20 protein-coding genes are annotated in these 22378 nt (G+C 47.2%); 9 read left to right on the forward strand and 11 right to left on the reverse strand.

Features of this window, described 5'->3' with window-relative positions; genetic code table 11:
- The first annotated feature begins 4 nt into the window (after positions 1 to 4).
- From LZU96_RS07150 to LZU96_RS07190, 9 genes are all read left to right on the forward strand, one after another.
- Complete coding sequence (locus LZU96_RS07150; protein WP_233987647.1) at positions 5 to 802, forward strand: ABC transporter permease; 798 nt, start codon at positions 5 to 7, stop codon at positions 800 to 802.
- The gene (locus LZU96_RS07155) at positions 802 to 2031 is read left to right on the forward strand and encodes an ABC transporter ATP-binding protein (protein ID WP_233987648.1); all 1230 of its coding nucleotides are present in this window, start codon (positions 802 to 804) and stop codon (positions 2029 to 2031) included. Before LZU96_RS07150 ends, LZU96_RS07155 begins: the two co-directional genes overlap by 1 nt.
- Positions 2024 to 3481 carry an FkbM family methyltransferase gene (locus tag LZU96_RS07160; RefSeq protein WP_233987649.1) on the forward strand — a complete coding sequence of 486 codons (1458 nt, stop codon included), beginning with the start codon at positions 2024 to 2026 and terminating at the stop codon, positions 3479 to 3481. The genes LZU96_RS07155 and LZU96_RS07160 overlap by 8 nt, the downstream gene beginning before the upstream one ends.
- 9 nt (positions 3482 to 3490) lie before the next feature.
- A complete protein-coding gene (locus LZU96_RS07165; protein WP_233987650.1) occupies positions 3491 to 7189 on the forward strand; it encodes a glycosyltransferase in 3699 nt (1232 codons plus the stop codon).
- A 138-nt stretch (positions 7190 to 7327) separates the two neighbouring features.
- Positions 7328 to 7702, forward strand: coding sequence for a glycosyltransferase family 2 protein (locus LZU96_RS07170; protein WP_233987651.1), 375 nt, complete (start codon positions 7328 to 7330; stop codon positions 7700 to 7702).
- 351 nt (positions 7703 to 8053) lie between these two features.
- On the forward strand, positions 8054 to 8278 hold the full coding sequence (locus LZU96_RS07175; protein WP_233987652.1) for a hypothetical protein: 225 nt from the start codon (positions 8054 to 8056) through the stop codon (positions 8276 to 8278).
- 1 nt (position 8279) lies between these two features.
- Complete coding sequence (locus LZU96_RS07180) at positions 8280 to 8918, forward strand: class I SAM-dependent methyltransferase (protein WP_233987653.1); 639 nt, start codon at positions 8280 to 8282, stop codon at positions 8916 to 8918.
- On the forward strand, positions 8897 to 9796 hold the full coding sequence (locus tag LZU96_RS07185) for a hypothetical protein (protein WP_233987654.1): 900 nt from the start codon (positions 8897 to 8899) through the stop codon (positions 9794 to 9796). The genes LZU96_RS07180 and LZU96_RS07185 overlap by 22 nt, the downstream gene beginning before the upstream one ends.
- Positions 9771 to 12023 carry a hypothetical protein gene (locus LZU96_RS07190; protein WP_233987655.1) on the forward strand — a complete coding sequence of 751 codons (2253 nt, stop codon included), beginning with the start codon at positions 9771 to 9773 and terminating at the stop codon, positions 12021 to 12023. Before LZU96_RS07185 ends, LZU96_RS07190 begins: the two co-directional genes overlap by 26 nt.
- Positions 12024 to 12124: 101 nt before the next feature.
- On the opposite strand, the gene LZU96_RS07195 is transcribed toward LZU96_RS07190, so the two are convergent.
- From LZU96_RS07195 to hisG, 11 genes are all read right to left on the reverse strand, one after another.
- On the reverse strand, positions 12125 to 13423 hold the full coding sequence (locus LZU96_RS07195) for a succinylglutamate desuccinylase/aspartoacylase family protein (protein ID WP_233987656.1): 1299 nt from the start codon (positions 13421 to 13423) through the stop codon (positions 12125 to 12127).
- 107 nt (positions 13424 to 13530) lie between these two features.
- Complete coding sequence (locus LZU96_RS07200; protein WP_233988152.1) at positions 13531 to 14322, reverse strand: ABC transporter substrate-binding protein; 792 nt, start codon at positions 14320 to 14322, stop codon at positions 13531 to 13533.
- A 71-nt stretch (positions 14323 to 14393) separates the two neighbouring features.
- Positions 14394 to 14870, reverse strand: coding sequence for a YbaK/prolyl-tRNA synthetase associated domain-containing protein (locus LZU96_RS07205; RefSeq protein ID WP_233987657.1), 477 nt, complete (start codon positions 14868 to 14870; stop codon positions 14394 to 14396).
- Between the two features lie 319 nt (positions 14871 to 15189).
- A complete protein-coding gene (hisIE, locus tag LZU96_RS07210; RefSeq protein ID WP_233987658.1) occupies positions 15190 to 15801 on the reverse strand; it encodes a bifunctional phosphoribosyl-AMP cyclohydrolase/phosphoribosyl-ATP diphosphatase HisIE in 612 nt (203 codons plus the stop codon).
- Positions 15795 to 16571, reverse strand: coding sequence for an imidazole glycerol phosphate synthase subunit HisF (gene hisF / locus LZU96_RS07215; RefSeq protein WP_233987659.1), 777 nt, complete (start codon positions 16569 to 16571; stop codon positions 15795 to 15797). Before hisF ends, hisIE begins: the two co-directional genes overlap by 7 nt.
- The gene (gene hisA / locus LZU96_RS07220; RefSeq protein WP_233987660.1) at positions 16553 to 17290 is read right to left on the reverse strand and encodes a 1-(5-phosphoribosyl)-5-[(5-phosphoribosylamino)methylideneamino]imidazole-4-carboxamide isomerase; all 738 of its coding nucleotides are present in this window, start codon (positions 17288 to 17290) and stop codon (positions 16553 to 16555) included. Before hisA ends, hisF begins: the two co-directional genes overlap by 19 nt.
- A complete protein-coding gene (gene hisH / locus LZU96_RS07225; RefSeq protein ID WP_233987661.1) occupies positions 17290 to 17880 on the reverse strand; it encodes an imidazole glycerol phosphate synthase subunit HisH in 591 nt (196 codons plus the stop codon). Before hisH ends, hisA begins: the two co-directional genes overlap by 1 nt.
- Positions 17880 to 18947, reverse strand: a complete 1068-nt coding sequence (gene hisB, locus LZU96_RS07230) for a bifunctional histidinol-phosphatase/imidazoleglycerol-phosphate dehydratase HisB (RefSeq protein ID WP_233987662.1) — start codon at positions 18945 to 18947, stop codon at positions 17880 to 17882. Before hisB ends, hisH begins: the two co-directional genes overlap by 1 nt.
- Positions 18944 to 20020 carry a histidinol-phosphate transaminase gene (gene hisC / locus LZU96_RS07235; RefSeq protein ID WP_233987663.1) on the reverse strand — a complete coding sequence of 359 codons (1077 nt, stop codon included), beginning with the start codon at positions 20018 to 20020 and terminating at the stop codon, positions 18944 to 18946. The genes hisB and hisC overlap by 4 nt, the downstream gene beginning before the upstream one ends.
- The gene (hisD, locus tag LZU96_RS07240; RefSeq protein WP_233987664.1) at positions 20017 to 21321 is read right to left on the reverse strand and encodes a histidinol dehydrogenase; all 1305 of its coding nucleotides are present in this window, start codon (positions 21319 to 21321) and stop codon (positions 20017 to 20019) included. The genes hisC and hisD overlap by 4 nt, the downstream gene beginning before the upstream one ends.
- 3 nt (positions 21322 to 21324) lie before the next feature.
- Positions 21325 to 22224, reverse strand: a complete 900-nt coding sequence (gene hisG, locus LZU96_RS07245; RefSeq protein ID WP_004571317.1) for an ATP phosphoribosyltransferase — start codon at positions 22222 to 22224, stop codon at positions 21325 to 21327.
- Positions 22225 to 22378: the final 154 nt, after the last annotated feature.

Below are 22378 nucleotides of genomic sequence, written 5' to 3' on the forward strand. Positions count from 1 at the left end.
TATAATGATATTCAACATTAGCAAAACGCTATGGACGTACCGTAGCTTTATATTGGGAAATATGAAGCGAGAGTTCCAGTCAAAGTATCAAAATTCATTATTAGGCGCACTATGGAATGTTATCAATCCATTAGCAATGATAGTTGTTTATACAGTTATCTTTGCTGAGATAATGAGAGCCAAACTTCCCGGTGTTGATAGCACCTATGCTTACAGCATCTATTTATGTGCGGGCGTACTTACGTGGGGATTCTTTTCAGAAATAACATCACGCTCACAAAACGTTTTTATCGAAAATGCAAACATACTTAAAAAAATTAATTTCCCCAGGGTTTGCTTACCAATAACAATTGTGTGTAATGCCTTCGTTAATTTTGTGATTGTGTTTGGATTGTTTACTCTGTTCTTAATAGTAAGTGGTAATTTTCCTGGTGTCGTTTATCTGGCATTAATCCCGGTTTACATTATCACTATTTTGTTGGCTGTAGGTATTGGAGTAACATTAGGTGTATTAAATGTGTTTTTCAGGGATGTAGGGCATTTCTTTGGGATATTCATGCAATTCTGGTTTTGGCTCACGCCTATCGTTTATCCTGTAACAATTATACCAGAGCGCTACAAAGCGTTGATTAATATCAATCCGATGAGTGGCATAATGTTCAGTTGTCAAAATATTCTGGTTAAACATATTGCTCCGGTCTGGAGTGATTTACTCCCTGCTGTTTTTGTCGCAATTTTTTTCAATCTTATAGGGCTGTATTTGTACAGACGTCATGTTGGCGAAATGGTGGATGAACTTTAATGAGTCAGGTAATAAAAGTAAATAAAATCGGCAAAGCTTATAAAGTCTATCCAAACCGCTGGAGCCGCTTCCTGGAATGGATTTCACCCATAAAGAAAGATCACCATGAGCTAAGATGGGTACTTAACGATATCAGCTTTGAAATAGAGAGTGGACAAGCTGTCGGTATCATTGGTATGAATGGCGCGGGCAAAAGTACTCTGCTAAAAATACTTACTGGTACGACTAAACCAACCAAAGGTGTTATCACGACTAAGGGTAAGATTGCTGCGCTGCTCGAATTAGGCATGGGTTTCCATCCCGATTTCACAGGACGGCAAAACGTTTATATGGCTGGCCAGTTAATGGGGCTGACAGTTGAAACCATAAATAAGCTGATGCCGGAAATTGAAGAATTTGCAGAAATCGGTGAATACATCGATCAGCAAGTCAGGGTCTATTCAAGTGGGATGCAAATGCGCCTTGCTTTCAGTGTTGCTACCTGCGTCAGACCGGATGTTCTGATTGTCGATGAAGCATTATCTGTGGGGGATACATATTTTCAACACAAAAGCTTCGAAAAAATCAGAGAATTTAAAAAACATGGCACAACGCTACTAATTGTTTCTCATGATAAACAAGCTATTCAAAGTATCTGTGATCATGCGATTTTACTTAATAAAGGGAGAATCGAGAAGCAAGGCGATCCAGAAATGGTCATGGACTATTACAACGCACTATTAGCTGATAAGCAAAAACAGAAAATAGAGCAAGTAATGAACCAGCAAGGGAAAGTGCAAACTATTTCGGGTACCGGTGAAGCCGTTGTAGATAATATCACAATTTATAATGAGGCTGGCGAGCAGGTTGAATACATCGAAGTAGGGGAGACCGTTAAACTTTCTATTGATGTGCTCGTTAAATCAGATATTGAAAAACTTGTAGTTGGTTATGGCATAAAAGATCGTCTGGGTCAAGTTATGTACGGCACCAACACACAGCTTAAGAAAAAACCTATCTTTAATACAAAGGCGGGAGAGAAATACAAATTTGAGTTTCAGTTCGATATGAATATGGGGCCAGGAAGTTACTCCATACAGACTGCGATAGTTAGTTCGGACACGCATCTGGTGAACAATTATGAATGGCGTGACCTTGCCTTTGTGTTTAATGTCGTCAATGCGAGTCACCCACACTTTGAGGGTGTGAACTGGTTAGACCCAGAAATCGAGATAAACAAACATGACTAAGGTTTCATACGCTCAGAATTACGAAGATATCATGCTTTGGAGAGCGTTAAAGCATATAGAAAATGGTTTCTACGTAGACGTTGGAGCTAACGATCCGATAATAGATTCCGTTACGAAATTATTTTACGATGCAGGCTGGAGTGGTATCAACATTGATCCTGTTGAGAAGTTCATCGAGAAATACCACCTTTTGCGTGAAAGGGATATTAGCATCGCAAAAGCGGTATCGGATGAAAAAGGTGTAATGCAACTGTGGCAATGTGATGTACCTGGCTGGTCTACACTAGACAAGGACGTTGCCGCTAAACATGAATCGGAGGGATATGAAGGCTATTGGTCTGAAGTAAGCATCAATACCCTGGCCGCGATCCTTGAAGAACAAAACATAGCTGATATTCATTTCCTCAAGATTGATGTTGAAGGTGCTGAATATGCAGTGCTTAAAGGCAATGACTGGAATAAATATCGGCCATGGATAGTATTAATTGAAGCTACTGTGCCCAATACCCAGATTTCAGATTACGACGAATGTGAAAAACTACTGTTAAACAATAATTATCACCACGTTTTCTCTGATGGGCTTAATCGCTATTATGTAGCGAATGAACATCCTGAACTCGATGATGCGTTCAAATATCCACCTAATGTTTTTGATGAGTTCATTTCTTATAGAGAATCTCAACTACAATCAGAACTTGATGAAAACTATATCAGAATGGTTAAGGCAGTGAACGAAGCTAACACGCTTTATGAAAAAGAGCAGGCTCTCATGCATGAACTGGAGAGACTCACGCTTCAAAAAGAAGAAACAGATGCAAACTATCAGATCCTTCTGGAGGAAAATTTAAAGCTATCAGCACTTGCTACCGGAGCTGACGCCTTAAAAGAGCAAGAAAATGAAATCAAAAATGATAACAGCAAAAAAGAAAAAAGTTTTCTGAAACAGAAGAACAAGCTTTTACAGAAAATTGTCAGCACTGAAGAAGAGCTTGAACAGTCAAAAGCTGCAATTACTGATCTAAATAGTAAAATTGCAGAATTGAATCGGCATGCTCATCACTGGTGGGAGACGGCTCAACGATTTGAAACTGAGCTGAACCTGGTTTATGCAAGCAGAACGTGGAGATATGGTACTTTACCAAAACGTATTCTCTCCCGGATTAAAATCAAAGTTCATTCACTCAAACAGCAAACCAGGCACTTACTATCTAGAATTACAAATCTCACATACAGACTGGCAAGAAATGTAGCATTGAGCGCATTGCAGAAGCCGGCGATTAGAGGTCCTCTTCTAAAAGTAGTAAACAGGTTTCCTGGACTTAAAAGCTATCTCAAAAGAAAATACATCAGAAGTGTAATTCAAAGTTCTGTACAGGAAAGTACAATGCCAAAAGATAGCGTTAAAATAAATCAAATAAAAAACGTTATCAAAGCCAAATTAAAAAAATAGGTAATTCAAATGCGTCTAGTTATCGACTTGCAGTCATTACAAGGAACAAACAGTAATCGTGGCATTGGGCGTTATGCTCTGTCACTAACTTCAACGCTACTGGAGTTATGTCGAAATGATGAAGTATACCTACTACTGAATGGAAGCCTTCCTGAATCAGTAAACACTATTCGGGAAGCTTTTAATGAAAAGGTTAATCCGGAAAATTTTTTAACATTTTCTTCCCTGGAACATACCGCTGGATTACATAGTGAAAATCAATGGCGTCAGGGCGTTGCTGAGTTATCCAGGGAGGCTTATCTTGAAAAGATTTCTCCCGATGTAGTACTCATTACAAGCCTTTTTGAAGGGGTTGTGGATGACACAGTGACAAGTATCATAAATAAAAATAAAAATTATCTGACAGCTGTTGTATTATATGATTTGATTCCTTTTATAGCTGCAAAGGATTATCTTGAAAATCCCGGGATGTCTAAGTGGTATTATAAGAAAATAGACCATTTAAGACGTGCTGATATGTTATTAGCTATATCTGAATCTTCGCGCCAGGAAGGTATAAAGTATCTTCCTTTCCCAGAAGATAAAATTATAAACATATCCACTGATGCTGACAGTAATTTCAAGAAATTAGAAATTGTTAATCCCCAGGTACTGACTAAGTTTAACATTACTAAGCCCTATGTAATGTACACAGGTGGGATCGATAAACGAAAAAATATTGAAGGCCTGATAACTGCATATTCAGAACTTGATGAAAACGTAAGAAGCGACCATCAGTTAGTGATTGTTTGTTCGGTCAATAATGAGAGTCGTCAAATACTAAAGAAACTTATCCATGAAGCACAGTTGAGTGAAACCGAAGTTGTAATTACGGGTTACATCACTGATGAGGAATTGGTTGAGTTGTATAACCAATGTGCATTGTTCGTTTTCCCAAGCTTCCATGAAGGTTTTGGCCTTCCCGTACTGGAAGCAATGCGTTGCGGTGCCCCTGTCATCTGTTCAGGGCTAACAAGTCTTCCTGAGGTTGTTGGACTTGAAGATGCTATGTTCGATCCAAAAGATGAACAGCAATTTATTGACTTGCTCGAAAAGGGATTAACAGATTTGAATTTTAGAGATCTGTTAATTTCACATGCTGAGACGCAGCAATCAAAATTCTCATGGGAAACGACGGCTCGTAAAACGTATGATGCACTTAATAAACTTAATGCACATAAAAGTCACATGCCTGTCATCTCTCATTTACTTCAGCGTAAAAAAATAGCCTATGTTACACCCGTTCAGCCCGCGAAATCAGGCATAGCGAATTATTCAGCTATTTTACTGCCTGAACTTGCAAGATATTACGATATTGACATTATTATTAAAGATAATGTCCCAGTCGATAAGGTTGCCGAGTCTTACAGTAAAATAAGAAACACGCAATATCTATTGGAAAACTCTGATAAATATGATCGGGTTGTTTACCAATTTGGCAATTCCGAACACCACGACTATATGTTTCCACTGCTGGAAAAAATACCAGGCGTAGTAGTATTACATGATTTCTATATTTCTGGCGTCGTGCAGCATATGGATGTATTCAATACCCATCCTGGTGTCTGGACACGTGAATTACTTATTGGTCATGGGTACAAAGCTTTAAGAGAACGATATTTAGAAAATAATAGCGCAGAAGTAGTATGGCGTTACCCTTGTAGCTATTCAGCCTTGTCTCTGTCTCAGGGCGTCATTGTACATTCCGAAAACTCAGTTCGCTTGGCTAAGCAGTGGTATGGTACAGTTAACCCAAATTTATGGAGCGTGATACCCCACCTTCGTGAGCTGCCATTAATCAATGATAAAAGTGCTGCCAGGAAAAAGTTATCAATTAGCGATGATGCATTTGTCATCTGTAGCTTTGGATTCCTGGGTGAATCTAAATTGAATGATAGGCTGATTGAAGCATTTGCTGAAAGCAGTTTATACGATTCTAAAGAATGTTATATCTTCTTTGTTGGTGAGATGCATGAAGGTGATTTCTCTAAAAAGATAACCCGTCGCATTACAAGTTTAAAAATAACAAACAGAATACAAGTTACAGGCTGGACCGATCTCGATACGTTTAAAGATTATTTACAGGCAGCTGATATCGCCGTGCAACTTAGATCACTTTCCAGAGGAGAAACCTCAGGGGCTGTGCTCGATTGCATGAGTTATGGTTTACCAACTATCATCAATGCTAATGGCACTATGGCTGACATTAATCCTGAAAGTGTCATTATGCTTGAAGATAAATTTGATGATGAGTCGCTGGTTGAAGCCCTTGAGTCGCTTTTTAAATCAGAGAGTTTGCGAAAAAAACTTTCGGGTAAAGCGATAGAAGAAATTTCAACTAAGCATTCTCTGTGGCGATGTGCAGAGCAGTATTCAAAAGCTATTGAAAATTTTTACCACCCAAAAAATAATTTTGTTAGTGAGACGCTTGATTCACTTTTTCAGGTTGAAGGATCTTATTCTGAGCAAGATTTAGATGCATTGGCTACGGCAACTGCTTACAATAAAGGCGCGGCTATTACCTATCCTAAATTGCTCGTTGATATTTCTGAGCTGGTTCAGCGTGACGCAAAGTCTGGTATTCAGCGTGTTGTCAGAAGCATTCTGATGCAATGGCTGGAAAACCCACCAGAAGGTTTTCGTGTTGAACCTGTTTATGCCACTAATGATAGGGACGGTTACCATTTTGCTCGTTCATTTACGGCCAGGTTCCTCGGTATTGAAAATGTACATCTTCAGGATGAACCTGTTGATTATGTAAATGGTGATGTTTTTGTTGGCCTTGACCTGCAACCACACATTACGGTAAGACAAGAAAAAACACTAAGCAAAATGCGCGCTTTAGGTGTCAAGATTAATTTCGTTGTTTATGATTTAATTCCTCTTCTTCATTCTCACTTTTTTGTCAGTCCCGAAGATGCAGCAAAAGACCATGCGCGCTGGCTCTCCGTGGCAGCAAACAGTGAATCACTTATTTGCATTTCAAAAGCCGTCGCTGATGAAGTAGAAGAGTGGTTAAGAACGGATTTCCAGGGTAAAGCTAAACCAGAAGTTAAATGGTTTCATCTGGGTGCTGACATTACTAATTCGAAACCCAGTGCTGGTATCACAGGCGAAGATGAACGGATCCTTAGCATTGTCAATGATGCGCCAGCATTTCTGATGGTCGGTACATTGGAACCCCGTAAAAATCACTCCTTAGCATTAGAAGCTTTTGATAAGCTATGGCGAGAAGGTAGTGATGCTGTTTTAGTTATTGTCGGAAAAGAAGGTTGGGGTGTTGATGAATTGATGCAACGCATTAAAGCTCACCCTGAAAATAATAAAAAACTTTTCTGGCTAAATAATGTCTCAGATGAATTTTTGCAACGGCTGTACCAGGAATCCCAGTGCCTTATCGCTGCCAGTACTGCAGAGGGCTTCGGTTTACCCCTTATTGAAGCTTCACAAAATAATCTTGATATTATAGCGAGTGATATCAAGGTGTTCAAAGAAGTCGCACAGGAACATGCACTATATTTTAAAAGTGACGATGCTGCGTCGCTTAGTGAGACCGTTTTACAATGGCTTTCACTAAAGCAAAGTAATACTCAACCTGTGTCTGCTAATCTTAAATGGAAAACATGGGGTGAGTCTGCACAGGATCTATTAAATTCAGTGATTAAATAATGTTGATTTTTAGTAGATTAACTTTTTGATAAACGATGTGATGTTTTAGCCCTGTAGCTGGTTTCCGATAATTATCTGCCATGTGAACAGGGCTTATACATTTATTGTTTGTCATAAATGTCATAAGGCGTTTTAAGTGTGAAGCTAATTATTCAAATACCCTGTTATAACGAGGCTGAAACTTTATCGATTGCACTGACAGCTTTGCCAAGGCATCTTGAAGGTTTCAGTAAAGTTGAGTGGTTGATCATTGATGATGGGAGTACTGACGCGACATGTGAAGTAGCGCAGGCCTGTGGTGTTGACCATATAATAAAACATACGGGTAATAAAGGACTTGCAAAAGCTTTTATTACTGGCATTGAGGCATGCATTTTGCTCGGGGCTGATGTAATAGTAAATACTGATGCAGATAACCAGTATAACGCAGATGACATTCCTGCGCTTGTAGCGCCTGTCTTGAGCAATCAGGCTGAGATAGTTATTGGTGCCAGACCCATACAGGCTATTTAACATTTCTCATTAGCCAAAAAAATACTTCAGAAAATCGGAAGTTACGTAGTAAGAAGCGCCAGCAAAACAACAATACCCGATGCACCAAGTGGTTTTCGTGCAATCAGCCGCAATGCAGCTCAAAAGTTAATGGTTTTCAGTGAATATACCTATACTCTTGAGACTATTATCCAGGCTGGACAAAAAAATATTTCAATTACATCTGTCCCTGTCAGGGTTAATGATGATCTCCGTCCTTCTCGTTTAGTGAAAAGTATCCCATCCTATATTCAGAGAAGCATTTTTACTATAATACGAATTTATGTGATATATCGCCCGTTCAGATTTTTCATGAGTATCGGGTCTCTGATTATGTTGATAGGATTAATTATTGCCGGCAGATTTTTGTTTCTATTTTTGAACGGCGACGGTGATGGGCACATACAGTCTCTGATTCTCTCAGCCGTATTAATGATGATGGGATTTCAAACTATCCTGGTGGCTTTTTTGGCAGATCTTCTTTCTGCTAACAGAAAGCTAATTGAAGATGTCCGGGAAAAAGTCGCAAAATTAACAATAGAGAAAGGTAGTAAATAAGATGGCTTTTTCATCAGGCAAAAAAGAAAACGGTATCGTATTTGGCAATGCTTATGATAAATATGGTTCAAATAATCCTATTGTCAAACATATGATGCGTGGTTTTGACCAATCTCTTGAGCGCTACATAAGCCAAACTGGCGTCAATGAGTTTCATGAAATAGGCTGTGGTGAAGGTTACTGGGTTTTAAAATATTTAGAAAAAGGATTTAATACTCGTGGAAGTGATTTCTCCTCGGAAGTTATCTCGATAGCGAAGAGTAATGCTACAGAACGAGGTGTGTCAGAGGATCTATTTACCGTTAAAAGCATTTATGATTTAAACGCTGCCGCAGACTCCTCTCAACTGATCGTATGTTGTGAGGTTTTGGAGCATCTTGAAAATCCTCAAGCGGGTCTCGAAAAAATAAAAGAAGTTGCTCGTAATTATGTGATTTTGAGCGTTCCATCAGAACCATTATGGAGAGTTTTAAACCTTGTAAGGTTAAAATATATTTCTCAATTGGGTAATACGCCTGGTCATTTGAATCATTGGTCTCGAAATAAGTTTGTAGCCCTGATTTCTGAATATTTCGATGTTCTATCAGTAAGTTCACCAACTCCCTGGACAATGTTACTGTGTCAAGTCAAAAAAGATTGATGCTTTTAAAAAAAGCAGTGAATAACGTTTCTTATTTATTGGTTTTCCTCAGCGTAATTTTTATTGGCTATAAATTTTATACCTTACAAGGTCTGGTTAATCTTACAGGTTTTTTTAAAGATCATGCTCTGGTTTTTACTGTTGCGTGTCTGGTGTATGCTCTTAATAATTATCTCCTTGCGGCTGGTTGGCGTTTAATATTAGCCGGACTTGACGAAAAGATAACTATAAAGTTATCAGTGGCGATTTTTGGGGTTTCTCAAATTGCTAAGTATATTCCCGGTAATATATTTCAGTTCGCAGGGAAGCAAGTGCTTGCAGTCAGACATAACCTCAATTCTGCTAAAGTGGCTAAGTCGCAATTTTTAGAAATCATACTCTTGTTGTTATCCTCTTTACCCTTCAGTGTTTACGTAGGGGTGTATTACTTTCTCGAAATGGGAGTTGCGCTCTCTATTTTTACTTCTTTTTTGTTTTTTTTGGGCGCATCATTTATTATCAACAGAATTAGCACTAATTTTTTCAGAACCTTTTCAAGCTATATGATATTCATGTTTGTCTCGGGACTGATGTTCTTCTTAATAGTTACTTCGACAATAAAAGTAAATTCTACTTTATCTTTAGATGCATTTGTTTTATGTAGCTTTGTTACGGCATGGCTGATCGGGTTTATTATGCCTGGCTCTCCAGCTGGATTAGGAGTAAGGGAAAGTATACTAATTCTTCTTCTTTTTCCGGTTTTTAGAGATCAGTCATTGGTTTTTAATGCCGCCATTCTAACACGTTTAGTGACAGTTATTGGTGACTTGATTTTTTTCATTTTCTCTTCAACGGTTCAAAGGTTTATTGATAGTGAGCGACAAACAAAAAGAATTTAAAAGAATCCCGTTCCTGTTTTTTGCATTTATTGCTGGTTTATTTTCACTTATCACTAATAATCTTATACCATATTTTTCGCTTCCTACGCTTGGGCAGGCTTTTTGGGCTGTGGGCTTCGCACAGTCTATAGCAAATAGCTCTGTGTTTACTGCTCACGCTTCAAATTTTGGATTCCCTTACGGCGGCAATATTTCATTCGGCTTGTCTGCTGTATATCCTATGAGTATTCTTTTACGATTAGGATTTTCTCCTGCTAATAGTTATATTATTATTTTCACTTTATTCATATTAATTTCTTTTGTGTCTGCTTACAAAATAAGTAGGCATTTTAAGGTTAACCAGTATACATCAGTTTTATTGTCACTGTTATGGGTCATTACGCCTGTAGTCGTTCAGCATGCTAATTATTCCATGTTAACCCTGGGTATAGCATTGCTTCCTTTTTATTTTTTTAGTTTTATGAAGGCAATGACTTTTTGTGATGGCAATCAGTGCCTTAAATTTTATACTTTTTCGTTGTTTATTTGTACTGTTTCATCCGTCATTTCCATTTTTATGGATGGATACACATTCATTATGCAGGCGGTTTTGAATTCATTTTATTTAATGTACTTTCTCTCCAAAGATAATAATCGAACGCTGAAGGTAATTGTTAAAGTAGTTTCGGTGCACGCTTTCGCTTGTATATTTTCTTATATTCTTTATGCTGCGTTTATAGGTAGGTCAGGCTATGAACCCCAGCAACTCTCTTTTTTCCGTTCCTGGGGCGTTGATATTTCTTTTCTTGCTGCCCCATCGTCAGGTATTTCATGGCTTCTGGATAATCTGCATTGGTCCGTGTTTCGCACCGAGGGGCAGTATTATGGAGATAGTTCCGTATGGCGAACGACATTTTTATTGCCCATGTTGATCTTATCTCTTTGCCATTTCTCTAAGTCAAAAATTAGAAATAATAAAAGTATTGTAATTTTATTCTTATCTGTCTTTATATTTTCATTGTATTTCTCGTTGGGACCTTCCTTCAAGTTTATGCTATTGAAACCTACAGGCCAGCCTGATCTCTCACCCATAATACCTGATAATTATCCTTTATTACCCACTGGCACCGGTTGGATTTCAGAACACATACCCGGTTTTGACGTTATGAGAGCATCGTATCGTTGGATAGCATTATCCTTTTTCGCTATATGGTGCTTAGTTGTTCTGCTGTTATCGTCCCGTAAAAATAATTTTTTCTCAGCGCTTTTAGTGAGCTTTGCTATTTTATTTTATATTCCGCCTCTTGAGAATCATTTATCAGCAGGCAGGTATTATAATGAAGCATTTGAACGTGTTGATAATGAAGTGGTGAGAAATCTTAAGCCGTTAATCAATTCTGGTGATTTGGTTGCTTATGTCCCTTGGGGTAATGATTTTTTGGCTAATTACCTGTCTTCCGCCCTGAATGTTAAGAGCTTCAACTTAGGTGGGGATAAAAATGTCCAGCAATCTATGGTGTATTGGCCTCAGGATTTCCTTAAGCTGCGGGGTGAGTTAACAGGCTCCAGCCTGAAATATATTATAAGGCTGTTAAGCTTCGAAAATGTAAATGCAGTTATTATACCTAACTTTGACATGCTCTGGTCAGCCCATGTCTGGCCTTGTAAGATGCCAGACACACCAGTTGAAGCGCAAATGATTTATCCTGACTTTACCTGTCCTGACGCCAAAAGGATGCAATTTTTGCCGCTAGTGAACGTATTAAAGCAAGAGGGATATTTAGATGTTATTCAAAATGAATTATTCACAGTCATCCGTTTGAAGAAAAATGCTATTAATTATCCACTGTTATTCTCTGCTGATTCATTAGCTAAATATAGAGTGCTCGGTAAGGGATGGTATGATCCAGAAGAAAACGGTATATGGTCATCGGCTCGTGCAGATCTTTTTTTGCCGTCTGTAAAAGGAAAAGTTAAGAGTGCGACTTTAAGATTGAATTTTAATGTCTTTGATGCTTCGGAATCTCACCCCAGGAAAGTTATTTTCAGAGTGAAGTTATCTAATAAATCTTATGAGAAAAGCATTGTTTCGGTGGGTGGAAACGATCATGTTGATTTAACTGTCGATAATATAGAAGATGCATTTGTTACATTAGAAGTTATTGATGCTGTTTCGCCATCTATTTTTGGCAGTCGTGATGAACGGGTTCTCGGGCTATTTTTAACCAGCATTAATAATTTATCTTAATAGTACCTGCATCTTTCCTATTTTATACAGTGCATTGTATAAAAATTGAGTCATCGCTTAATAAAAAAGGCTGCCAGCTCACTTAGCTGGCAGCCTTTTTTTTATCCCACCAGCAAATCCCCGCTCCGAATCTCACTCTCGCCCGCCAGCCGCACGACCAGCATACCCGCCGTTGCAAACCGTACCCAGTGTCTCGCATAGAGAATGCCGCCGTGTTCAGCCATTAATGGCGTGATCTGGTCGGTGACCGGATCAATAATCTCCGCTACCACTTCGCCAGCACGAATCCTGGCACCCAGTGATTTGCGATGCAGAATCAGACCGGAGACCGGAGAGTGAATATATTCGCAGGCGGCCAATGGCGTCGGTGGATGCTTCAGGGCAGGGGAGGTCGCGGCAGAACCTTCGCTGTAGCGCTCTTTAATCATACTCTGTTCATCCGCCGCTTCGACCACGTCGGGCGCGCTCAGTCCGGTACCGCTTTCGCCAATCGCCACCACGTCTTCGCCTCCGGTGGTCACCGACACCAGCTCATCGCCACCAATCACCGGTGCCGCCACTTCAACCGAAACCGCCGGCTCGCTGTAACCGATGTAGCCGCTTTCCTGTAACGCGGAAATAATCGCATCCGCATCCTTTTCAGCCTGCTCAGGAGAGACGTCGCGTACGCCACGCAGTTCAAGGGTAACCGGCAGCAAGCCGCGCGGCATCGGGAAGTCTTTGCCAAAACGTTCTGCCAGCGTCAGCCAGGGTTCACAGCAGGCTTCATCAAACGGTTCGCCGCCTGAAATCTGCGCCAGCAGCTGTACCTCACTGCCTAACCAGCGCGCCAGCGGCTCGATATCCGGCCAGGCGTGCGGCGTAGTATAGAGATGCGGCACGGCTTCCCAGTCACAATGCAGATCAATCATCAGATCGGCCTGACTGGCCATGCGCATCAGGGTATAACGCTGCGCATCCAGTTCGGTTCTGGGCACTGTATCGCGGTAGTGACGATCGATCGCCTCACGGATCAGGGTTTTATTCTGCGCTTCGCTCTGGGTAAGACTGTCAGCCAGTCCGGCTGCCAGCGTCTCGCCCAGCGAGGGGAAGCGGCGATTAAAATCCTGTCCCGATAAGGTATGAAAACGACCCAGATGCGTTCCGTGCCAGTGCTGACCCAGCGCCAGCGGATTGGCGACCGGCACCAGGGTGAAAGCGGCTCTTAACTGGCCAGCTGACTCCAGCGTCTGTAGCCGTTGCTTTAAAAACCATGCTACCGCCATGCCCGGCAACTCGTCGCCATGTAGCGCAGCCTGGATATAAACCTGACGCGAGTGGTTTTCAGCAAAATGGAAACTGATAATTTCACGTTGGGTGCCTAAAGAGGCGCTTAACAGAGGATGATGTTGTTGATGCATACCGTGTTAATGTCCTGTGGTCGGCGAAGGACGGCAGCGCGCCGTCCTGAAAAGGTTAGAGTATAGTGCCGGATCGCATTAAATGACGGAAAAGCCTGCCTGCGATGCTACTGCTGAACAGAGATATCGGTGGCGAAATAACGCTTCTGAATCTGATCAAAGGTGCCATTCTTTTTGATCTCAGCAAAGGCATTATCCAGTGCCGTCTTCAGTTCCGTGTCACCTTTACGCAGGCCGATGGCGGTGCCGGGACCGATAATCGGGTCCTGAACGATCGGGCCTGCCAGTTCAAAATCTTTTCCCTGCGGCTGCTTCAGGAAGCCAATCGCCGCCTGTGCGGCATCGGTGAACACCACATCGAGACGACCGGCAACTAAATCACTTTCGACCTGCGCCTGGTCACTATACGGCACCACGTTCACGCCATGCGGTTGCCATTTTGCCAGTGCATAACGCTCCTGAACCGTGCCCTGCTGAACGCCTACCGTTTTGCCTTTCAGTGATTCCGCGGTCGGCAGCACGCCAGCGCCTTTGCGGGCAATCAGCTGGGTGTGAGTGTCGTAGAGCGGCACGGTGAAATCGATCTGCTTCAGCCGCTCTTCCGTAATGCCCATATCAGAGAGGATGGCATCGAACTTACGTGCTTTCAGTGCCGGGATCATGCCGTCAAACTGGCTTTCAACCCAGACGCATTTCGCCTGCATCTGGGTACACAGCGCATTGCCCAGATCGATATCGAAACCAACCAGTTTGCCCTGCGGCGTTTTCGATTCAAACGGTGGGTAGGTGGGATCAACAGCGAAGCGGACCTGGTCGATTTTTGCCTGCGCACCAAAGGCACTGCCGGCGACGACAGCCATGATCAACGTCTGACGCAGACGGGTAGTAAAGCGGTTCATTGCCATGTAATGGTCTTCTTTAGTCGTGATGAGGGTTCACGCAGAGTAACGTTGACCGCTAGTGATGGCAATTACTGGATGATATTCACCACGTTAGCCCGGCACAGCGCCCGATAATCTTCCGTGTTGAGGATAACTGAGCGATCCAGCAGACCGGCGTTAAAAGCGATCTCCGGGTAGCGGTCAAACAACAGCGGATCAACAACCAGGTTTAAATCGGGATGAAAGCTAAATGGTGGAATCGCACCAAACACGCAACCGGTCAGGGCGTCAGTTTCTGCCGGACTGGCGAGTGAGGCACGGCGTCCGCCGACTGCGGCGGCCACTTTGCTCAGGTCAGCCTGCTGATCGGCGGGCAACACCGCCAGTACATGCTGCTTAATGCCATTCCCTTTAACATGGCAGACCAGCGCTTTGGCGCCCTGACCGACGGCAGTGCCGCGGATCGCCGCCACCGCTTCGCACTTACCGGTCGCCTGATGTTCCATCAGTCGATAGCGTGCCTGGTGCTGGTCGAGCAGGGCGATCAATTTTTCATGGGTGGTCATGGTTCTCTCCAGACGCAGTGAGTTGCTGGATCAGGGTTTGCAGCATAAGCGGCTGACGCGGTAATAGACCTGCCCTGAGACCGAACGGTTTAAAGGCACGATTCAGCGTAGTTAAGGTGGTGTGGTCTCAATGTCTGGACTGCTGGATTTTGATTAAAGCAGCATCCCGCCGGACACCGTTAATACACCACTGGAGAGTTAACATCATCGTGCCTGTTGAGCAATATTTTGCTCAAAAATAGCGCTAAGAGTTATTTTTGAGAAGGATACTGCTCAAAATCATCGCCTCAGCCTGATTTTGAGCAGCTTATTGCACATTTTACTTATGGCGGGCGCGCAGGTTGTTGATCACCGCGCTGAAGTCGAGATCCTGATCCTGTAACAGCACCATCAGGTGATAGACCAGATCTGACGCTTCATTAGTCAGTTCATCCCGATCGTTGACCGTAGCGGCCAGCGCAGTTTCAACGCCTTCTTCACCCACTTTCTGCGCGATGCGCTTGGTGCCGCTGGCGTAGAGCCGTGCGGTGTAAGAGCTTTCAGGGTCGGCTGTTTTGCGGGACGCCAGCAGCTCTTCCAACTGATAGAGGAAGGTCCACTCTGGCACGGCCGGCGAGAAGCAGCTGGTGGTGCCCAGATGGCAGGTCGGACCGATCGGGTTCGCCAGTATCAGCAGCGTATCGTTATCGCAGTCTGGCGTGATGCTCACCACCTGCAGAAAGTGGCCGGAGGTCTCGCCTTTGGTCCACAACCGGTTTTTGGTGCGGGAGAAAAAGGTCACGTTGCCTTCGGCCAGGGTTTTTTCCAGCGCCGGCTGAGTCATGTAACCGTGCATCAGCACTTCGCCAGAGACGTTATGCTGCACGATCACCGGCATCATGCCCTGGGTTTTGTCCCAGTCAAGCTGGGTCAGTTGTTGTTCGGTTAACACGCGCGAATCTCCACTCCGTTGTCGATCAGGAAGCTTTTCAGCTCGCCAATATTGATAATCTGCTTATGGAATACCGAGGCGGCTAACGCACCATCGACGTTGGCCTCGGTAAAGGCGTCGAGGAAGTGCTGCATAGTGCCTGCGCCGCCAGAAGCGATCAGGGGCACTTTGCAGACTTCACGCACTTTCTTCAGCTGCACCAGGTCATAACCGTTACGCACGCCATCCTGATTCATCATGTTCAGCACGATTTCGCCAGCGCCCAGTTTCTGGACCTCCTGCACCCACTCCAGCGTTTCCCACTGCGTCACCCGGGTCCGCGCTTCGTCACCGGTATACTGATTCACCTGATACTTACCGCTGGCTTCATCGAACCAGGTATCAATGCCGACCACAATGCACTGTACGCCAAAGCGGTCCGCGAGGCGGGTAATCAGCGTGGGGTCAGCCAGCGCAGGAGAGTTAATCGAAATCTTGTCCGCACCAAATTCCAGAATGCGCGCCGCGTCCTCCGGCGTTTTGATCCCGCCTGCCACACAGAACGGGATATCGATTACTTCCGCGACCCGCGAAACCCAGCTCTTATCGACGACCCGGTCATCAGATGACGCGGTGATGTCATAAAACACCAGCTCATCAGCGCCTTCAGCCGCATAGCGCTGCGCCAGCGGGACGATATCGCCAATGATCTCGTGATTACGGAACTGCACGCCTTTCACCACCTGGCCATCACGTACATCAAGACAGGGAATTATCCGTTTTGCCAGCATGAGATAGCCTCCGAAACTGTGAATTTACCTTCCAGCAGCGCACGTCCGACAATCACGCCCTGAACGCCGCTGCCGCGCAGGGCGGCGATATCATTAAGTTCACCAATGCCGCCCGAAGACTGGAAGGCGATGTCCGGGAAGCGAGCGGTCACTTCCTGGTAAAGCGCGACGTTGGAGCCGCTCAGGGTGCCGTCGCGTGAAATATCGGTGCAGAGTACATGCTTCAGGCCAGCCGGCTGGAAATCGGCAATCACCTGTTCCAGCGTAACGCCCGCCGCTTCCTGCCAGCCGCTGATCGCCACTTCTTTGCGGTTATCAGCATCAATGCGCACATCCAGCGCCAGCACAATCGCCTCTGCGCCAAACTCGGCAAACCAGCGTTTTACCTCGTCAGGCTGCTTCACCGCGGTTGAACCCACCACCACGCGGCTGGCACCGGCATCCAGCAGCGCTTTCACATCGTCACGATGACGAATGCCGCCACCGACCTGCACAATCACGTCGACGCCGTCGAGCAGGGTTTTCAGCAGCGCAATCTGCCGTTTTGCCGGATCTTTCGCGCCGGTCAGGTCCACCAGATGCAGCACCGTGGCGCCTTCCTGCGCATACTGCTGCAGACGAGGCAGCGGATCGCTGCCGTAGTCGCGCTGCTGGCCATAATCGCCCTGATGCAGACGGACGACTTTGCCGTCGATTAAATCTAACGCGGGGATAATCATCACATCTCCAGGAAGTTTTTCAGCAACTGCGCGCCCGCTTTGCCCGAGCGTTCCGGATGGAACTGGACGCCGAAGAAGTTATCTTTCTGCACCGCCGCGGTGAAGGCTTCACCGTAGTGACACTGGGCGATGGTGCTGGCATTCACCGGCATGGCGTAGCTGTGAACAAAGTAGAAGTAGCAGCCTTCCTCAATGCCACGGAACAGGTGGTTGCCCGCCTGGGCGGTAATCTGGTTCCAGCCCATGTGCGGCAACGGCAGTCCATGGGTGTCCATCAGCGAGACCGGCTGGTCGATAATCCCCAGCGTCGGCACGCCGCCGTTTTCATCACTGCCGCGTCCCAGCAGCTGCATCCCGAGACAGATGCCCAGCACCGGCTGGGTACAGGCTTTGACCAGATCGATCAGGTCACGCTCTTCCAGCTGATTCATCGCCGCCTGCGCGGTGCCCACGCCCGGCAGAAACAGTTTGTCGGCGCGCAGCACCACATCGGGATCGCGGCTGACTTCCGGGGTGTAACCCAGACGTTCAATCGCCCATTTCACCGACGAGAGGTTGGCGCAGCCGGTATCCATGATTACCACGTTCATCACAGCACTCCTTTCGAGCTCGGCAGCGTATTACCTTCAACGCGGATCGCCTGGCGCAAGGTACGGCCAAAGGCTTTAAACAGGCTTTCGACGCGGTGATGATCGTTCTTACCTTTGGTTTTCAGATGCAGGGTGCTCATCATGGCGTAGGAGAGCGAACTGAAGAAGTGCTCAACCATCTCGGTGCTCAGGTCACCGACGCGCTGATAGTTAAATTCCGCTTTAAATTCGATGTGCGGACGGCCGGAGATATCCAGCGCACAGCGTGCCAGGCACTCATCCATCGGCAGCACAAAGCCAAAACGGCCAATGCCACGCTTATCACCCAGCGCTTTAAGTAACGCTTCACCCAGCGCCAGGCCGGTATCTTCCACCGTGTGGTGATCGTCGATGTAGAGATCGCCTTTCACTTCGATGTTCATGCGGAAACCGCCGTGCACCGCAATCTGGTCCAGCATGTGGTCAAAAAACCCGACGCCGGTGTTAATTTTGCTGCCGCCTTCGCGATCCAGCCACAGCTCGACCCGCACCTGAGTCTCTTTGGTATTACGCTGCACCAGCGCATAGCGGTCGCGCTGGGTCAGACGCTGCTGAATGGTCTGCCAGTTCTCGCCGTCCGCGCCATAACGGATTGGCTGAATGCCCATGTTCTCCGCCAGCTGCACGTCAGTCAGGCGATCGCCAATCACATAGCTGTTAGCGGTATCCAGCGCGCCTTCAGCCAGCCAGGCTTCCACCATTTTGGTTTTTGGCTTACGGCAGTCACAGTGATCTTCGGGCAGGTGCGGGCAAATCAGCACGTCGTCAAAGGTGATGCCCTGTGAGTTCAGCACCTGCATCATCAGATTATGCGGGCCATCAAAGTCCGCCTGCGGGAAGCTCTGGGTGCCGAGTCCATCCTGATTGGTGATCATCACCAGACGGTAACCGGCGGCCTGCAGCGCCAGCAGTGCTGGGATGACGTCAGGCTCAAACGCCAGTTTGTCCATACGATCCACCTGAAAATCTTCAGGCGGCTCAGAGATAAGGGTACCGTCGCGGTCAATAAAAAGGGTCTTCTGGCTCATGCTTGCTCCACAGAGAGGGCTTGCAGCGCGGCGATCACACGTCCGCACTCTTCACGCGTGCCGATGGAGATGCGCAGACATCCCGACAGGCCCGGATTTTTGTTCTGGTCACGCAGGATAATGCCCTGATCCCACAAGGTTTTGAAGACTTTTGGTGAGTCGGTAAACCGCGCCAGCACATAGTTGGTTTCACTGGCGAAAACCTGTTTTACGCAGCCCAGCTTTGCCAGCTCCGCCAGTAACCAGCTGCGGTTGTCGTTGAGCTGCGCCACATGCTCACGCATCAGCGAGATGCCTTGCTCGCTCAACGCCTGACCGGCGACATCCGCCACCGGTGTCGCCAGCGGATAGGGCGCAATTACCTTCATCAGCAGGTCGATGACCGGCTGATTGGCCAGCGCGAAACCACAGCGCAGGCCAGCCAGCGCAAAGGCTTTCGACAGGGTGCGCAGGATCACCAGGTTGGGATAATCTTTCAGCCAGCCGGTCAGCGTCGCCTGCGGACAGAATTCAATATAGGCTTCATCCGCCACCACCAGCGCTTTGCCGGCGGTCATCGCCAGCAGCTGACGGATATCATCCTGATTGATCAGGTTGCCGGTGGGATTGTTCGGGCTGCAAAGGTACACCACCTTGACGCCTTCCAGCTGCTCAGCAATGGCGGGCAGATTAAGCTGCCAGTCGGCCAGCGCCGGGACGGTGCGGTATTCAATGCCGATGGTTTCGGCGCTGACGCTGTACATGCCATAGGTCGGCGGGCAGAACAGAATCGCATCCTGACCCGGCTCACAGAAGGCGCGCATGATCAGTTCGATGGCTTCATCTGCGCCACGGCTCACCAGCACCTGCTCCGGCGTTAAGCCCGCGTAAGCAGCGTAGCGCTCAATCACCAGTTTAGGCTGACACTCCGGATAACGGTTCAGCGTCTGCTGTGACAGCTCAAACGACACCGGCAGCGGGAACTCGTTGGCATTGAGCCAGACATCACCGTTGCCACCCAGCCGGCGCGCCGACTGGTAAGGCGTCAGGGCGCGAACGTTGGCGCGCGCCAGTTGTTCAATATTCTGGCTCATGCTTGCTCCTTCAGTGCGGCAACGCGCAGGGTGACGGCATTTTTGTGGGCATCCAGCTGCTCGGCGGCTGCCAGCGTTTCAATCGTCGCGGCCAGGTTGAGGAAGCCCTGCGGCGTCAGCTCCTGTACCGTCATACGCTTCTGGAAATCCGCCAGGCCGAGGCTGGAGCAGGTCGAGGTATAACCGTAGGTCGGCAATACGTGATTGGTGCCAGACGCATAGTCGCCCGCGGACTCCGGTGACCAGTCACCGAGGAATACTGAACCGGCGCTGGTGATCGACTCCACCAGTTCGCGTGGCTGACGGGTCTGCAGGATCAGGTGCTCCGGACCGTACAGATTCGAAATTTCCACACACTGTTGCAGATCGCGCGCCACAATCAGACGGCTGCTCTCCAGCGCCTGACGGGCCGTGGCGGCTCGCGGCAACTGCGCCAGCTGCTGCTCAACCGCTTCAGCGACTGCGTCGGCCAGCGTGCGTGATGGCGTCAACAGAATCACCTGGGAATCGGGACCGTGCTCGGCCTGCGACAAAAGATCCGACGCCACGAAAGCGGGCGTCGCGCCCTCATCGGCAATCACCAGCACTTCTGACGGACCAGCAGGCATATCAATCGCCGCCCCATCCAGGCGCTGACTGACCTGACGTTTCGCTTCGGTCACCCACGCGTTGCCCGGACCAAAAATTTTATCGACGCGCGGCACGGTTTCGGTGCCGAAGGCGAGGGCGGCAATCGCCTGCGCACCGCCAACCTGAAACACCTCTTCGACGCCACACAGTTGAGCGGCATAAAGAATCTCATCAGCAATCGGCGGCGGTGAGCAGAGCACCACGCGACCACAGCCAGCGATACGGGCCGGGGTCGCCAGCATCAGCACGGTGGAGAAGAGCGGGGCGGAACCACCAGGAATATAGAGTCCGACCGATTTCACCGGACGGGTAATCTGCTGGCAGCGTACGCCGGGCTGGGTTTCAACATCCACCGGCGGCAGGATCTGCGCATTGTGGAAGGTTTCGATGTTGGCCACCGCTACCGCCATCGCCTGTTTCAGCGTATCGCTGAGCCGGTCACTGGCATCGCTGATCTGTTGCGGCGTCATGCGCAGATTCTCAACCTGCGCCTTATCGAAGCGGGCGCTGAAGTCGCGCAGCGCCGCGTCACCACGGGTCTTCACCTGCTCCAGCACTTCACGTACCGTCTGGGTCACATTCTCTGAGGCGGCAATAGCCGGACGTAACAACAGCGCCTGCTGCTGTTCTGCGCTGCATTGCTGCCAGTCAATCGGGGTAGAAAAGGCCATGGCTTACTCCATCATCTTCTCAATCGGCAGCACCAGAATCGAACTGGCACCCAGCGCTTTCAGTTTTTCCATGGTTTCCCAGAACAGGGTTTCACTGCTTACCATATGCATCGCTACACGGCTGACATCACCGGCCAGCGGCAGCACCGTTGGGCGCTCTGCGCCAGGAAGCAGGCTGATCACTTCTTCCAGGCGTTCACTCGGTGCGTGCAGCATGATGTACTTCGATTCACGCGCTTTAATCACGCCCTGAATACGGGTCATCATTTTGTCGATCAGCTCCTGCTTCGCGGCAGGCATCTCGCCGTCACGCTGGATCAGCACCGCTTTTGAACGATAAATCACTTCAACTTCGCGCAGGCCATTGGCTTCCAGCGTGGCACCGGTCGACACCAGATCGCAGATGGCATCTGCCAGGCCGGCACGGGTGGCGACTTCAACGGACCCGTTCAGTAAACAGGTTTTGAAGCTGACGCCTTTTTTGTCGAGGTATTGTTTGAGCAGGTGCGGATAGGAGGTGGCAATACGGGATTTATCGAGGCATTCCGGGCCGGTGTACTCGGCATCTGTCGCCATCGCCAGCGACAGGCGGCAACCGCCGAAATCCAGGCGGCGCAGCGTGAAATAACGCGGGTCTTCACCCTGGGCACGGCGTGAGAGCAGCTCTTCTTCCAGCACGTTCTCACCGATGATGCCTAAATCGACCACACCATCCATTACCAGGCCAGGAATATCGTCATCACGCACCCGCAGGATGTCGATCGGCATGTTCTCCGCAAACGCAATCAGGCGCTGTTGCTGAAGATTGATTTTAACGCCACAGCGCGCCAGCAGTTCGCGTGAATCATCGCTTAAACGGCCGGATTTCTGCATAGCTATGCGTAAACGGGTGTTATCTAACATGGTTCCTGTCCTCTTTAAGCCTATTCCAGTAGGCGTATATTGTTGCAGTCAGTCTGGTCACGGACAGTGCGCAACAACCGGAACGTACCCGCAGTACGTAAGGATTGTCAGCACTGCTCAGGGCCAGAGTGGCAAATAAAATAGCCTGATGGGA

Origin of the sequence: Pantoea agglomerans (assembly GCF_021397715.1) — a bacterium.
Classification (GTDB): domain Bacteria; phylum Pseudomonadota; class Gammaproteobacteria; order Enterobacterales; family Enterobacteriaceae; genus Pantoea; species Pantoea astica.